Genomic DNA, 14488 nt, shown 5'->3' with positions numbered 1-14488 from the left:
TGTCCCCTTCGTCTAGAGGCCTAGGACATCACCCTTTCACGGTGAGTACAGGGGTTCGAATCCCCTAGGGGACGCCAAAACAGCAGGGCGTAATCAAACGCCCAGCCAGTCGTCCGGAGCCAAGGCTCCAGTCGGCACCGACTATGGAGTGGTAGTTCAGTCGGTTAGAATACCGGCCTGTCACGCCGGGGGTCGCGGGTTCGAGTCCCGTCCACTCCGCCAAATTAGAACGCCCGCGCAAGCGGGCGTTTTTCTTTTTCGGCTACTGAAATTGCGGGCCACCGCCCTTGCGAGCGGCCAGTGTCAGAGTCAGTTTTCCGGATCCTTGCTGACCCGGCTGAAATACCGCACCAGCAGCACGCCTGCAATCGCCAGGCTGATGCTGTTGGCCAGCCAGAAGCCGCTGGCGCCGCGCGTGAAGGCGGGCATGCCCTCGATCAGCCCGAAGCCCAGCACATAACCCCCGCCCAGTCCGATGCCCCACAGCGAGCCGGCGTAGATCAGCGTCGGGATCAGCGCGATCTTGTACGCGCGCAGGATAAACGCCGTCATCACCTGCACGGCGTCGAAGGCCTGGTAGAACGCCACGAACAGCACCAGCGGCAGCGCTGCCGCGACCACCGCGGGATCGCTCGCGTAGGCATGCAGCACCGGCTTGCGCAGCAGCCACAGCAGGGCACCGGTCAGCACCGCCAGCGTCACCGCTATGCGGATACCGCGCCAGGCAAGGCGGCTGGCGCCGGCCAGGTCGCGCGCGCCGAGATGCTGTGCCACCAGCGTCGAAGTGGCAATCCCCAGCGACAGCGGCAGCATGTATGCCACCGCGCCCAGGTTGGCGATGATCTGGTGCCCGGCCAGCGTCACCGTGCCCAGGCGCGTGATGAAGATCGACATCAGCGTGAACGAGGTGATCTCGATCAGGTAGGTCAGGCCCATCGGCAGGCCCAGCCGCAGCAGCGCGCGCAGCGGGCCAGCAGCCGGCCAGCTCCAGGTACTGAAGATCCGCAGCGGGTGATAGGCGCTGCCGTAGCGCAGGATCAGCAGCCCGGCGATGCACCAGGCCCAGCTGATCAGCGTCGAGGCCAGGCCGCAGCCGGGGCCGCCCAAGGCCGGCACGCCCAGGCCGCCGTGGATGAACCATGCATTGAGCGGCACCTTCAGCGCCAGCCCGCCAATCTGCAGCACCGTCACCATGACCGGGCGCGACAGCGCATTGTTCAGCGCCGAGTAGATGCGGAAACCCAGCGCCGCCGGCAGCCCGAAGGCACCGAAATGCAGGTAGGCGGTGGCTTTCTCGACCAGTTCGGGCGGTGCCTTGGCGAAAGCGAGCAGCGGGGCCGGGAAGGCCAGCAGCAGCACGCCCGGAATCGCCAGTGCGGCGCCCAGCCATGCGGCCTGCCGGACCTCGGCGCCGATCGCCTCGATGCGGCCGGCGCCATAGAGCTGCCCGGCGATGGGCGACAGCGCCTGCAATACGCCCATCAGGCTGATATAGATGGTGACGTAGATCGAGCCGCCCAGGCCCACGGCGGCCAGGTCGGTCGCCGAAGCGCGCCCGGCCATCACGGTATCGATGACGCCAAAGGCGATAACGGCAAGCTGGCCGGCCAGCACTGGGCCGGCCAGGCCGGCGATACGGCGAAGATCTTGGAACAGGGTCATTCAGGGCTCGGCAGGCTTGGTCGGGGCTGGATGGTCAGCCCCGCAGCCGCCCGCGGCCGGAATGGTTCGATGGCGCGACAGGCGCTGCAGTGGTGGTGACGCCGGAAAGGGCTCAGGGCTGGCGCGGCAGGCGGCGCCGCGGCAGGTCGGGGCGCGGATGGACGGCGCGCGCGGTATCGACCAGCCGATACATGCGGAAGCGCTCGTCGCGGTCCGCGGGACGGCGGCCTTCCCAGATCAGCCGCCACTCGAAATGCGAGATACTGCCCGGCTCGCCATAGTCGACCGAGTCATGGCGCAGCAGCACGTCGCAGCCGTCGTTGGGGCCGCCAAAGCGGATATGGCCGAAATAGGCAAACGATGCCAGCTGCGCATCGCCCATGCGGATCGGCTGGACGCACTGATAGGCAGGCGGCAGCGCCATCGCCGCGGCCTGGGCCACGTCGCGGTAGGTCTTGCCGTAGTTGATCGAGGGCAGCCACAGCGTCATTGCCATGACCCACATCAGGGTGGTGCCGGCGGCGGAAATCACCACCGGGCGCCAGATCTGCTTGGGCGCGCGCGACAGCCGCCAGCGCACGATCAGCACCCACGCGACCGTGGCCGCCAGCGCGAACACCACCGCGGCGATGGTGAACTCATGCTGGTAGCCGGGCAGCTGGCGGAAGACATTGCGCGCGATGCGCGGCGGCCAGCCGGTGGTCTTGGCGATCCACATGAACCAGACCGTGCCGCCGAAGATGGTGAAGAACAGCAGCGCGAACCAGTCGATCGCGTTGATCACGCCGCGCGCCAGCGTGGGCAGCGCGAATGCGGCCAGCACGGCCATCGGCGGCAGCAGCAGGATGAACTGCACGTCGCCGGCGCTGCGCTGCAGGAACAGCAGCACCAGCACCGGCAGCAGCAGCGCAAGCGGCGTCGCCACATGGGGTGCGCGGCGCATGCCGGTCCACGCGATCCAGGCCCAGCCCGCGATCGGCCAGACCGGCCACGTGTACAGGAACAGGTTGCGCATATTGAAGCCGAAGGTCGCCATATTGGGCGAACCGTAGCTGCGGCGGTCATAGCGCGACCATTCGCGGATAAAGGTCACCGCCTCGTCGCGGTCGGCTGCGCCGAAGTAGGCGGCCGCCAGCCATGCCGACACCGTCAGCAGCGCCAGCGGAATGCCGATGGCGGCCAGGCGCCGCCACGGCAGCGGCTTGCACACCAGCGCGCAGACCGCGCTGCCGCCCAGCAGCGCCAGCGGCAGCATGGGCCCGCTGGCCAGGGCCAGCCCGCCCAGCGCGGCGCCATAGACCAGGCTGCCCTGGATTGGCTTGTCGAGGCTGCGCACCATGCCGTACAGGGCCAGAGCGATAAAGGCGACCTGGCCGACCTGCGGCGTGGTCTCGTGCCCGCGCACGGCCAGGCCCACGCAGGCCAGGAAGATCAGCAGCGCGCCGTCGGCCAGCGTGCGGCCGTAATCGCGCGCATTGGGCTGGCCGCCGAAGGCATAGGCAAATGGCTGGACCTCGTCGCGCCGGCCCAGCAGGTAGGTGGTGTACCAGATGCAGGCGCAGGTCGCGAAGAAGAACAGTGCCGTGGCCAGCCGGGCGGCGTCGGCCGCGCTCAGCCAGTTGCCGAAGCCGCGAATCATCAGCGCGCCGATCCAGAACACCAGCGGGCCGTCCTCGCTGTACGGGCGGCCGACGATATTCGGCATCAGCCAGTCGTGCAGGTTGCCGGTGGCCAGCTGCCACATGACGCCAAAGCCAGCGGCGTCCTCGTTCTTCCACGGATCGCGGCCGAATAGGCCGACCAGGCCATAGATGATGCAGATCGCCAGCAGCAGCGCGCGCGGCAGGGCGCCGGTCGCGGCAGCGGTCAACTGGACGGGTGAGGTATTGGCTTGACGCATCGATGCTCAGGTCGGGCCGTGGCGCAATGGCGCGAAGGCCACAGTATCGCGCATGCGGCGGCCACGCGGGCCGTGGCATGGCGTGGAAGCCTCACGGGGTGTGGGGTAAATCCAATGAATGCGGCGGTACCGGTCATGGTCCGGCACAAAAGCAAAGAGGCAGCCGATGCTGCCTCTTTGCTGTTTCGCACAGGCCCCGGAGCATCTGTCCGCAGGCCTTGCGAAGCGGGGTTCGCTGAAAGCGATTACTTCGCAGCCTTGCCCAGCTTGTTGCCGAACTTTTGGCGGAACTTTTCCACGCGGCCGGCCGTGTCCATGATCTTCTGGGTGCCGGTGTAGAACGGGTGCGATTCCGACGAGACTTCGATCTTGGCCAGCGGGTATTCCTTGCCGTCCTTCACGATCTTGTCCTTGGTCTGGATGGTCGAGCGGGTGATGAAGCTGAAGTCGCTGGACATGTCCTGGAACACGACTTCGCGATAATTCGGGTGAATGCCTTCTTTCATGATGAGTCCTTTCTGGTTGGGTAGCCAGTCCGTTGCAATCCGCTGTTCTCTGCCGAGGGCGAGAGCGTGCATGGCGCGGCGACGAACGAACCACTTGCCGGTAACGGGCAAACCGGGATTATGGCAGAAAAACAAATACTTGGGGAAGAGCCTGCGCCACGTGCGGCACAGAAAGTATTGCGCAGAATTGCGGCAAAAACATCACATGGAGGCCGGGTCCTGGCGATAGAAGGCGGCCAGCGACTGGTATACAACCGGCCAGTGTCGCGCAAGCCCGGTCGGCTCGACAAAAAAAGCCTCTGACGTCACGGCAAAGAACTCGCTCGGCGCCTCGGTCCCATACGGGTCGATGATGCGCAGCGCCGGTGGCAGCCGCTCCGGATGCTCCCAGTCGGCCTCGTCGCGCGCGTCCCAGGCCTCGGCAAAACGGTCGTACTCGGTCAGGAAGGTCTCGGCCCAGGCTTCCGCGTCGATGCCCGGGTGCAGCACGCGCGAGAAGGGCGGCACGCCATCGGGCTCGCCGTCGAGCATGTCCAGCTTGTGGGCGAATTCGTGGATGACCACGTTGTAGGTATCGGCCGGCAGTTCGTGGTCGCTGTCGATGCCGGCCCCGGGGGTGTGCACGTCGGGCCATGACAGGATCACCGGCCCGTGCTCCCAGGCCTCGCCGGTGGCTTCCTCGACCACGCCGTGCACCAGGCCGATCTCGTCCTGCACGGTCCGGCGGATGATGAACTCGCCCGGGTAGAGCACGATGCCGTGCCAGCCCCGGTACCAGGGCAGCCCCAGCTTCAGGATCGGCACGCAGGCCTGCACGGCAACACTGACCACCATGTCGTCGGCCAGCGGCAGGTCGTGCGCGGTGGAGTATTCCTTGTCGGCGATGAACAGCGTGGCCAGCTCGCGCAGCGCCGCCAGGTCTTCGCTGCCGTAGCGCTGCACGAACGGCAGCGTGGCGACCGTGCGCGTCCACAGCGCGTCGGGGATGGCGTAGTGCTCCAGCTTGCGGGCCAGCGAGCGGGTGCGCAGGAATGAGGTCAGTTTGCCGAGCATGGGCGTAGCGCCGTGCGCTGTGAAATGGTCCGGCAACAAAAGGTCGGGCAACAAAAAAGGCGTGCCGGGGCACGCCTTCCTGTCCGCCTTGCGGCGATGCTGCAGCGAGGGCTCAGCCGCCTCTGCGCATCATATCGAAAAACTCGGCGTTGTTCTTGGTGGCCTTCATCTTGTCCATGATGAATTCCATCGCCTGCACTTCATCCATGTCGGAGATGAACTTGCGCAGGATCCAGATCTTCTGCAGGATTTCCGGCTTGATCAGCAGCTCTTCGCGGCGCGTGCCCGACTTGTTCAGGTTGATCGACGGGTAGACGCGCTTCTCGGCCAGGCGGCGTTCCAGGTGCACTTCCATGTTGCCGGTGCCCTTGAACTCTTCATAGATCACGTCGTCCATGCGGCTGCCGGTTTCGATCAGCGCGGTGGCGATGATGGTCAGCGAACCGCCTTCTTCCAGGTTGCGCGCGGCACCGAAGAAGCGCTTCGGGCGCTGCAGCGCGTTGGCGTCCACACCACCGGTCAGCACCTTGCCCGAGGCCGGCACCACGGTGTTGTAGGCACGCGCCAGGCGGGTGATGGAGTCCAGCAGGATCACCACGTCGCGCTTCAGTTCAACCAGGCGCTTAGCCTTCTCGATCACCATTTCGGCAACCTGGACGTGGCGGATGGCCGGTTCGTCGAAGGTCGACGCAACCACTTCGCCGCGCACCGAGCGCATCATCTCGGTCACTTCTTCCGGGCGCTCGTCGATCAGCAGCACGAACAGGTCGGCTTCCGGATGATTGTTGGCAATCGCGTGGGCGATGTGCTGCAGCATCACGGTCTTGCCGGACTTGGGCGATGCCACCAGCAGCGCGCGCTGGCCGCGGCCGATCGGCGCGATCATGTCGATGATGCGGCCGGTGATGTTTTCTTCAGCCTTGATATCGCGTTCGAGCGTGAGCGGCCGGTTCGGGTGCAGCGGCGTCAGGTTCTCGAACATGATGCGGTTCTTGACCGCTTCAGGCGGCTGCCCGTTGACCTTGTCCACCTTGACCAGTGCAAAGTAGCGTTCGCCGTCCTTGGGCGTACGCACTTCACCCTCGATCGAATCGCCGGTGTGCAGGTTGAAACGGCGGATCTGGGACGGGCTGATGTAGATGTCATCCGTGCTGGCCAGATACGAGGTTTCGGGGGAGCGCAGGAAGCCGAAGCCGTCGGGCAGCACCTCGAGCGTGCCGTCTCCAAAGATGGTTTCGCCCATCTTGGCGCGCTTCTTCAGGATCGCAAACATCAGTTCCTGTTTGCGCATCCGTTGTGCATTGTCGATCTCGAGCGTAGCCGCCATTTCGAGAAGCGCAGACACGTGAAGCGATTTGAGTTCTGTCAGGTGCATAGACGAGGGGTACAGATGGGCCCGGACGGGCGAGACCTAAAGGGAAGGGGGGAAATGAGCGAACGCTCGGGGAGTTGTTGGTGGCATCTTAGCACAATCCGACCGGCGCGCCAGGATGTGGCGCACGCACGTCGGATCGTGGCAAAACCGGGACCGTGGGTCAGGTCCCGGCGCGCAGCTTACAGGTTGCCGTCGAGGAAGGCGGTCAGTTGCGACTTGGACAGCGCGCCGACCTTCTGGGCCGCGACCGCGCCGTTCTTGAACAGGATCAGCGTCGGGATGCCGCGGATGCCGAACTTGGCCGGCACCTGCTGGTTTTCATCGACATTGATCTTGGCGATCTGCAGCTTGTCGCCGTAGTCCTTGGCGACTTCGTCCAGGATCGGCGCGATCATCTTGCAGGGGCCGCACCATTCCGCCCAGAAATCGAGCAGGACGGGTTTGTCGGACTGGAGGACGTCAGCGTCGAAGGAGGCGTCGCTCACATACTTGATTTGTTCGCTCATGGCGGAAAACCTCTGGTTTCGCTCTGTTTATGTTGAAGGCTGGAGACTTCGGAGGGCCGAACCGTTACCTTACACGAGATTGCGCGGACCCGTCGGGCCGCCTCCGCAGCCGCAAACAGGCTGTGGGGGCCGCTGCCGCGCCCGGTGCTGCCGATATGTTACCAGTTTGCCGATTTTCAAGACCGGCCTGGCAACACTCGAAAGGGCGCCGGCACGGAAATGATTCTGCTGCAATCGGGGGATTCATTGAAATGCTTATTTTCTATGGCGCCGAGAGATTCGGGCAATCGCTCGCGGCACACGAAGGGGTGTGTCATAGAATGCACTTATGCGTGCGTCGCGGGTGCCGGATGCGAGTGGCGTGCGCGTAGAATAGAAAGCGGTTCGCGGGCGGCGCCAGCGGGCCAATCTTGCATCCTGCGCCACTGACTAGGTCATCGACATGAACACCGATCCCCGCAAGCCTTCGCAGCCCGAGCCCGGCCAGGCGCCGGACGTGGACCACCTGAGCGATGCGCTGGACCATATCAGCAGCGCCGTGGAGACCAACAGCATCGCCAGCGGTGCCGCACGCGGCCTGGTCTACAGCATCATCGAGACCCTCGGTACCCTGGTGGGCGACCCGGACCTGCCCGAGCATGCGCGCTCCGGCTATGAGGGCCTGCTCGAGACCGCGCGCGAGATCCGCGCCCGGCTGGAAAGCGGTTCGGACTGAGCCGGCTCCGCCTGTCCCGCATCGCACTTGCCGCCAGCCGCTCAGGCCGGCGGCGCCCGTATTGTTTCCGTTGCATCCTGACGCTTTCGCCGACCGACGCAGTTCGCGCAGCCATTCCGGGCTGTGCCCCACGCGCCCATGACGTCGCTACGTTTTCGCCCTGGCCCTGATTTCCTCGACCAGGCGGCCACTGCTGCCTGGTATTTCCTCGACCGCTGCGGCGCGCCGGAGGCGGGCGCGCACGTGGTCGTGCCCACCGCCGCGCAGATCCCGGGCGTGCGCCAGGCACTGGACGCCGCCGCCCGCGCGGCGGGCCGCCCGCGGCTGCTACCGCGCGTGCTGACGCTGGGCCACTGGCTGCTCGACCTGCCGCCAGAGGGCGCCCCGGTGCGCAGCCCTGCCGCACGCCTGCTGGCCGTGCAGCAGGCGGTGCGCGGGCAGGACTGGCTGCGCCGCGCCTTCGGCGCCCAGAACGAGACCGCCGCATGGGGCCTGTCGCAGACGCTGCTGTCGATCTGCGACGAGCTCAACGCGCGCTGGCTCGAAGACGCCGCCATCCGCGACGATGACGAGATCGACGGCGACGATCGCGCCGGTCTGCTGCAGGGCGCGCTGGAACGGACCTATTCGCATCTGTCTGAGCGCTTCCTCGGCGAAGAGGCGCGCATCGTGCTGGCATTCTGGCAGGCGCTGTCCGGCCCGGACGATCCGCTGCCGGCGCGGCGCCGCACCTTGCGCGAGCTGTCGCAGCAGCTGCGCGGCCCGGTGATATGGATTGCCCCGACCCCGCCCACGCCGCTTGAGGCCGCGTTCCTGCGCGATGCCGCCGAGCTGGTGCCGGTGCTGCAGGTCGGCTATGACTGGACCGGGCAGGGCGAGAGCGATGCCGACTGGTACCAGACGCTGCTGGCGCTGTGGCCGGAAGCGAGGATCGCCGACGATGCCGAAGGCGTCGCCCCTCCGCCGGCCATGCCTGCGCTGCCGCCGCAGCGTCCGGCGATCCGCGTGGTCGGCAGCGCGCGCTTCGAGGATGAAGCCGCCGCGGCAGCCGCGCAACTGGTGCAGTGGCTCAATGAAGGCCGCCGCCAGGTGGCGCTGGTCGCGCACGACCGCGTGGTGGCGCGGCGCGCCCGCGCCTTGCTGGCGCGCGCCGGCGCACCGGTGCGCGACGAGACCGGCTGGAAGCTTTCCACCACGCGCGCCGCCGCCGCGCTGATGCGCTGGTTCGACCTGCTGGTGCGCGATGGCGACACCGCCGCGCTGCTGGACCTGCTCAAGAGCCCATTTTGCCTGCCGGACGCTGCCGGGCGCGGCGCGGCCATCGCGCTGCTTGAGCGCCAGGTGCGGCGCGAGGGCATCACCGGCGGCTGGGCGCGCCTGCGCCAGCTGTTCGGTCACGCACCGACCGACGCGCAGCAAGCTGCCGCGGAAGATGAGGATGCCGCTGAAGCGCCGCGCCGCGCCGCGCACGCGCTCATCGCCGTGCTCGCCGACGAAGCCGCGCGCTGGCCGCGCGGCCTGGCGCAGCATCCGCTGGCAACCTGGCTGGAACGGCTCGACGGCATGCTCGACGGCCTCGGCATGCGCGCGGCGCTGGCCGCGGACGATGCCGGCAGCCAGCTGCTCGATGCACTGGCGCGGCTGCAGGAGTTGCCGCTGGACGAGACCGGCGGCCATGCCACGCTGTCGCAGGGCGAATTCCGCGCGATGCTGTCGGCGCTGCTGGAATCGGTCGCCTACAAGGAGCCCTCGGCCAGCGGCCCGGCGCGCATCACCATCCTGCCGCTGAACGGCGCGCGCATGCGCCGCTTCGAGGGCGTGGTGATCGTCGGCTGCGATGACGCGCAACTGCCCTCCAGCGCCGCCGAGCTGATGTTCTTCTCCAACCAGATGCGGCGCGAGCTGGACCTGGAAGACCGCGAGGCCCGCTTTGCGCAACAGGCGCGCGACCTGGCCGAGGTGCTGCTGAACAACGACGACGTGGTGCTGACCTGGCAACGCTACGGCAGCCGCGGCGAGCCGCATCATGTGTCGGGCTGGATCGAGCGGCTGGCGGCGTGCTGCGCGCGCGCGGGCGTCAGCATCGAAGCCGCCGCCGCACCGCAGGCGCACGAGACCTTTGCCGATCCGCAGGGCATGCCGGCGCCGGCGGCAGAGCCCGCGCTGGTGCCGGTGCGCTGGAGCGCGCAGGCCTACAACATGCTGCGCCGCTGCCCCTACCAGTTCTTCGCCGGCCGCATGCTGGGCCTGGCCGGGCTGGAGACAGTCAGCGACGAGCTGGAAAAACGCGAGATCGGCGAACACCTGCACCACGTGCTGCTGCGCTACCACAAGGACCTGCAGGCGCGCCGCGAGCGCGGCGAGACGCTGGCGGAAGACCAGCGCCTGGCCCGCCTGGCCGAGATTTCCGACGACGTGTTCGGCGCGCTGATGGCCGAGGACGGCAATGCCATTGCCTACTACCGGCGCTGGCGCGAGGTGATGCCGTCGTACGTCGCCTGGCAATCCGCGCGCGAGGCCGAGGGCTGGTTCTGGCGCGGCGGCGAGCTCGACGCCGGCATCGACCTGCCGATGCCCGACGGCCAGCCGCTGCGCCTGACGGGGCGCATCGACCGGCTTGACCAGGGCCCGGGCGGGGCGCATGCCGTGCTCGACTACAAGACGCAGAGCGCCACCCGCCTCAAGCGCAAGCTGGCCGAGGTCGAGGAAGACTGCCAGCTGCCGTTCTACGGCCTGCTGCGCGCCGATGCGGCAGCGGGCAGTTGGGTATCGCTCGAAGGCGCGCGCGAGGGCGCACCGGCGGCGCAGCGCGAAGTCGGCCTGCCCGATTTCGAAGCCGCCGTCATCTGGCTGGAACGGCAGATGCGCGACGACGTCATGCGCCTGCGCCAGGGCGCCAGGCTGCCGGCCTTCGGCGATGCCTCCGCCTGCCTGTATTGCACTGCCCGCGGCCTGTGCCGCAAGGGCTTCTGGGAATCCACCGCCGTGCCGGCGCTGACATCATGACGCCTCACGATCCGCACCACGTCCAGCCTTACCAGCGCGACGGCGAGCCCGTCTCCGAGGCCGAATTCACGCGCGCCGCCTGCGATCCGGCACGCTCCGTCGTGGTGGAAGCCTGCGCCGGGAGCGGCAAGACCTGGCTGCTGGTGGCGCGGCTGGTGCGCTTGCTGCTGGCCGGTGCCGCGCCGCACGAGATCCTGGCCATCACCTTCACGCGCAAGGCCGCCGAAGAAATGCGCGACCGCCTGCTGGAGGTGCTGGCACAGCTGTCGCGCGACAGCGACGACGACGTGATCGCCGCGCTGGTGCAGCGTGGCCTGACGCCCGACGCCGCACGTGAGGCGCTGCCGCGTGCGCGGCGCCTTCACGCGCAGGTGCTGGCCGCGCCCGGGCGCATGGCCATCGATACCTTCCACGGCTGGTTCGGCACGCTGCTGCGTGGTGCGCCGCTGGCCTCCGGCATCGTGCCGGGCGCGGCGCTGCGCGAAGATGCGCTGCGCATGAAGCGCGAAGCCTGGGCCCCGGTCTGGCGCGCGCTGGCGACGCCGCAATACACCGATTTGCGCGAAGCCTGGGAAACGCTGGTCGATACCGTGGGCGACTTCCAGGCACGCGCGCTGCTGGACGCGATGTTCCATGCCCGCAGCGAATGGTGGGCGATGCAGGAGGGCGGCGACCCGCTGCAGGCGCTGTCCGACTGCCTGGGCGAAGACGCCCAGGGGGACGTGCTGCTGCAGGCGCTGGCCGACGAAGGCTGGCGCGATGCCTGCGAGTCGCTGGCGCTGCGCCTGGGCGCGGCCGGCAAGACCGAGCAGACCCACGCCGCCCGCATCACCGATGCGCTGATGGCGATCACCGCGTGGCGCGAAGCGGGCGCGGCGCCCGGCAAGCCCGCCGAACGGGTGTTCGCGCAGTTGCGCGCCGCGTTCTTCACCACCACCGGCGGCCCGCGTTCGCTGCGGCGCACCGCGGCGCTGGTCAAGGCCGCCGGCGGCGAAGGCATGGTCGATGCGTTGCTGGACGAGCATGCATCGATCTGCGCCATGCTTGACGACATCAGCGCGCGTTGTTGCGAAGCTGCGGTGCTGGCGATCAACCGAGCGCTGTTCTGCATCGGCGATGCCTTGCTGACGCGCTACCAGCGGCACAAGGACGAGCAGCGCGCGATGGACTTCGCTGACCTGGAATGGCAGGCCGCGCGCCTGATGTCGGACGAAGAGACCGCCACCTACCTGCAGGTGCGGCTCGACGCGCGTTACCGCCATCTGCTGCTCGACGAGTTCCAGGACACCAACCCGCTGCAGTGGCGCATCCTGCAGGGCTGGCTGGCCGGCTACGCGGGCCTGGGCGAGCGGCCGACGGTGTTCCTGGTGGGCGATCCCAAGCAGTCGATCTACCGCTTCCGGCGCGCCGATGCACGGTTGTTCGGCGCGGCCGGCGAGATGCTGCGCGATGCGTTCGGCGCCACCGTGCTGCGCACCAACCGCACCCGGCGCAACCGTGCCGAAGTGCTGGACTGGGTCAACGCCGTGTTCGACAGCGCGCGCGCCGAGGGCCGCTATCCGCTGTACGCGACCCAGACCACGGCACTGGCCGGCGGCAACGGACCGGTCTGGCTGCTGCCGCTGGTGGAGCCCGAGGACAAGGCCGACGACAAGGCCGCTGAAGCCGTGGACGGCGCCGCCGAAGACGAACCGGCGCAAGCCGCCTCGGCCCATCGCGACACGCTGCTGCAACCTCGCCGGCAGGCCGGCGATTCGCTGCGCCTGGAAGAAGGCCGGCGCGTGGCCGCGTGGCTGCGCCTGGTGCGCGACACCGTGCCGGTCCATGAAGGCGGCGAGCAGCGCCCCGCACGCTGGAGCGACATGCATCTGCTGGTGCGCCGCAAGACCCATCTGGCTGACTATGAGCGCGCGCTGCGCGAGGCCGGCATCCCGTGCCTGAGCCCGCGCCGCGGCGGCCTGCTGGCCACGCTCGAGGCGCTGGACCTGTCAGCGTTGCTGGCGTTCCTGATGACGCCGGAATCGGACCTGGATCTCGCGCACGTGCTGAAGAGCCCGCTGGTGGGGGCGACTGACGACGACCTGCTGGCGCTGGCCCGGATCGAAGGCGAGGGCAGCTGGTGGGCACGCATCGAGTCAGGCGGCCTGCCCGAACACGTATCCGATGCGCTGCGCGAAGGCGTGCAGCGCTTGCGCCAGTGGCTGCGCGTCGCGCCGCACCAGCCGGTGCATGACCTGATCGACCAGATCTTCCACGGCGGCGAAGTGCGGCGCCGCTATGCCGAGGCCGCGCCGCCGGATATCCGCGAACAGGTGCTGGCCAACCTCGATGCCTTCCTGAAGCTGTCGCTGGACCTCGACGGCGGGCGCTATCCGAGCCTGCCGAAGTTTATCGACGAGCTGCAGGAAATCCGCCGCGGGGATGAGGGCGAAAGCCCCGACGAAGGCGGCATGGGCGAGAGCGCCGAAGACGTGGAGCCGGCCGAGGACGATCCGGCGTTTGCCGGCCTCGACGCAGTCCATATCCTGACCGTGCATGCAGCCAAGGGCCTGGAGGCGCCGTTCGTGGTGCTGCTCGATGCCAATCACAGCGAGCCGGCCGCGGACCGGGGCGGCATCCTGGTCGACTGGCCGCCGTCGTCGCCGGTGCCTCGGCATTTCTCGGCCTACGGCAAGCGCAGCGAGCGCGGGCTGGCGCGGGCGCCGATGTTCGAGTCGGAGGCGGCGCTGGGCGAGCGCGAGAACTGGAACCTGCTGTACGTGGCCATGACGCGCGCGCAGCAGGGCCTGCTGGTCAGCGGGGTCAAGGGCCGGGCCAGCCGCAGCGGTTCGGGCGAGGGCAATGCAGAGATCGCCGGCAGCTGGTATGTGCGGCTGCAGGCTGCAGGCGTTGGCGAGATGGTGCCGGCCTATCCGGGCGAGCTGGCCGATGCGCAGGACCAGGCCCCGATGCCCGCGCGCCTGAGCGAGCCGGTGCGCTTTACCGACTTCCGGCTGCGCTATCGCGATGCAGTGGATGCGCGCCAGGAGATCGGGTTTGAAGAAGAGGGTGAGGCAGAAGCCGAAGACGAGTCCGACGGCATCGTCTTCAACGCCGCGGCCGCCCGCCACGGCGAGCTGGTGCATGCCTTGCTGGAACGCCTGACGCGCTATCCCGACGCCTTTGCCGGCGTGCCGGGGATCGACACCGTATTGCGCTGGTTCCCGCTGACGGGCGCGCACACCGGGCCGGCACGGCAGGCGTGGCGGCAACAGGTGGCAGAAGCGCTGGAGGCGGTGGCTGCGATGCTGCGCGCACCGGCGCTGGCGCCGTTGCTGGGGGCAGGGGACGTCCGCAGCGCGCGCAATGAAGTCGAACTCTATGACGCGCGCGGCCGGCTGCTGCGTATCGACCGGCTGGTGGAATTCGACGACCGCGTGGTGATCGTCGACTACAAGCTGCGGCTCCTGCCGCAGGAGCATGCCGCCTACCGCGCGCAGCTGGGCCGCTATGCGGCCGCGATTGCGCCGATGTTCCCGGGCAAGCGTATCGAGGCCGGCGTGGCCACTGCGGACGGCGAATGGATTCCCGCCGAGCGCCTGGCGCCGCCGATGCCGCAGCAGGGCTCGCTGTTCTGACGGCTGGCGTGGCACCCGGACAGGGTGCCAGAATCGGCGCAAAATGGGGTGTGCGGCGCGCGCGATCCCGGCTCGGCTGTACTAAAGTGACAGGGGCTGCGCTGCAAGCGACTCGTGCGTGCGGATATAGCGGGAGGGGTACGGCAGG

Annotated in this window: 9 protein-coding genes and 2 tRNA genes; 5 read left to right on the top strand and 6 right to left on the bottom strand. The window is 68.4% G+C overall.

Annotation, left to right across the window (positions count from 1 at the left end; genetic code table 11):
• Position 1 precedes the first annotated feature (1 nt).
• Together AC1Q7H_RS14740 and AC1Q7H_RS14735 are read left to right on the top strand one after the other, a co-directional pair.
• Positions 2 to 77: transfer RNA gene (locus AC1Q7H_RS14740), tRNA-Glu, on the top strand.
• A gap of 68 nt (positions 78 to 145) precedes the next feature.
• Positions 146 to 222 (top strand) — tRNA-Asp (locus AC1Q7H_RS14735).
• Positions 223 to 309: 87 nt separating this feature from the next.
• Here AC1Q7H_RS14735 and AC1Q7H_RS14730 read toward each other — a convergent pair.
• The 6 genes from AC1Q7H_RS14730 to trxA form a co-directional block, all read right to left on the bottom strand.
• Positions 310 to 1662: an MATE family efflux transporter gene (locus AC1Q7H_RS14730; RefSeq protein ID WP_211979890.1), complete on the bottom strand. Its 1353-nt coding sequence runs from the start codon at positions 1660 to 1662 to the stop codon at positions 310 to 312.
• 112 nt (positions 1663 to 1774) lie between these two features.
• Positions 1775 to 3562: an ArnT family glycosyltransferase gene (locus tag AC1Q7H_RS14725; protein ID WP_153953641.1), complete on the bottom strand. Its 1788-nt coding sequence runs from the start codon at positions 3560 to 3562 to the stop codon at positions 1775 to 1777.
• A gap of 245 nt (positions 3563 to 3807) precedes the next feature.
• Positions 3808 to 4068, bottom strand: a complete 261-nt coding sequence (locus tag AC1Q7H_RS14720; RefSeq protein ID WP_010814268.1) for a type B 50S ribosomal protein L31 — start codon at positions 4066 to 4068, stop codon at positions 3808 to 3810.
• A 201-nt stretch (positions 4069 to 4269) separates the two neighbouring features.
• Positions 4270 to 5121, bottom strand: coding sequence for a M90 family metallopeptidase (locus tag AC1Q7H_RS14715; RefSeq protein WP_153953640.1), 852 nt, complete (start codon positions 5119 to 5121; stop codon positions 4270 to 4272).
• A 112-nt stretch (positions 5122 to 5233) separates the two neighbouring features.
• Positions 5234 to 6496 (bottom strand): transcription termination factor Rho, encoded by a 1263-nt coding sequence (gene rho, locus AC1Q7H_RS14710; RefSeq protein ID WP_010814266.1) that lies wholly within the window; start codon positions 6494 to 6496, stop codon positions 5234 to 5236.
• Positions 6497 to 6675: 179 nt separating this feature from the next.
• Positions 6676 to 7002 (bottom strand): thioredoxin TrxA, encoded by a 327-nt coding sequence (trxA, locus tag AC1Q7H_RS14705; RefSeq protein WP_010814265.1) that lies wholly within the window; start codon positions 7000 to 7002, stop codon positions 6676 to 6678.
• Between the two features lie 442 nt (positions 7003 to 7444).
• Here trxA and AC1Q7H_RS14700 point away from each other — a divergent pair, with 442 nt between their 5' ends.
• From AC1Q7H_RS14700 to AC1Q7H_RS14690, 3 genes are all read left to right on the top strand, one after another.
• The gene (locus tag AC1Q7H_RS14700; protein ID WP_013957248.1) at positions 7445 to 7717 is read left to right on the top strand and encodes a hypothetical protein; all 273 of its coding nucleotides are present in this window, start codon (positions 7445 to 7447) and stop codon (positions 7715 to 7717) included.
• A gap of 138 nt (positions 7718 to 7855) precedes the next feature.
• Complete coding sequence (locus AC1Q7H_RS14695; protein ID WP_153953639.1) at positions 7856 to 10723, top strand: PD-(D/E)XK nuclease family protein; 2868 nt, start codon at positions 7856 to 7858, stop codon at positions 10721 to 10723.
• Positions 10720 to 14340, top strand: a complete 3621-nt coding sequence (locus AC1Q7H_RS14690; protein WP_153953638.1) for a UvrD-helicase domain-containing protein — start codon at positions 10720 to 10722, stop codon at positions 14338 to 14340. The genes AC1Q7H_RS14695 and AC1Q7H_RS14690 overlap by 4 nt, the downstream gene beginning before the upstream one ends.
• The last annotated feature ends 148 nt before the right edge of the window (positions 14341 to 14488 follow it).

This window comes from Cupriavidus sp. GW823-FHT06D04 (assembly GCF_058795055.1).
Note: the sequence above shows the minus strand (reverse complement) of the source record. Positions and strands in the feature narration are given on the sequence as shown.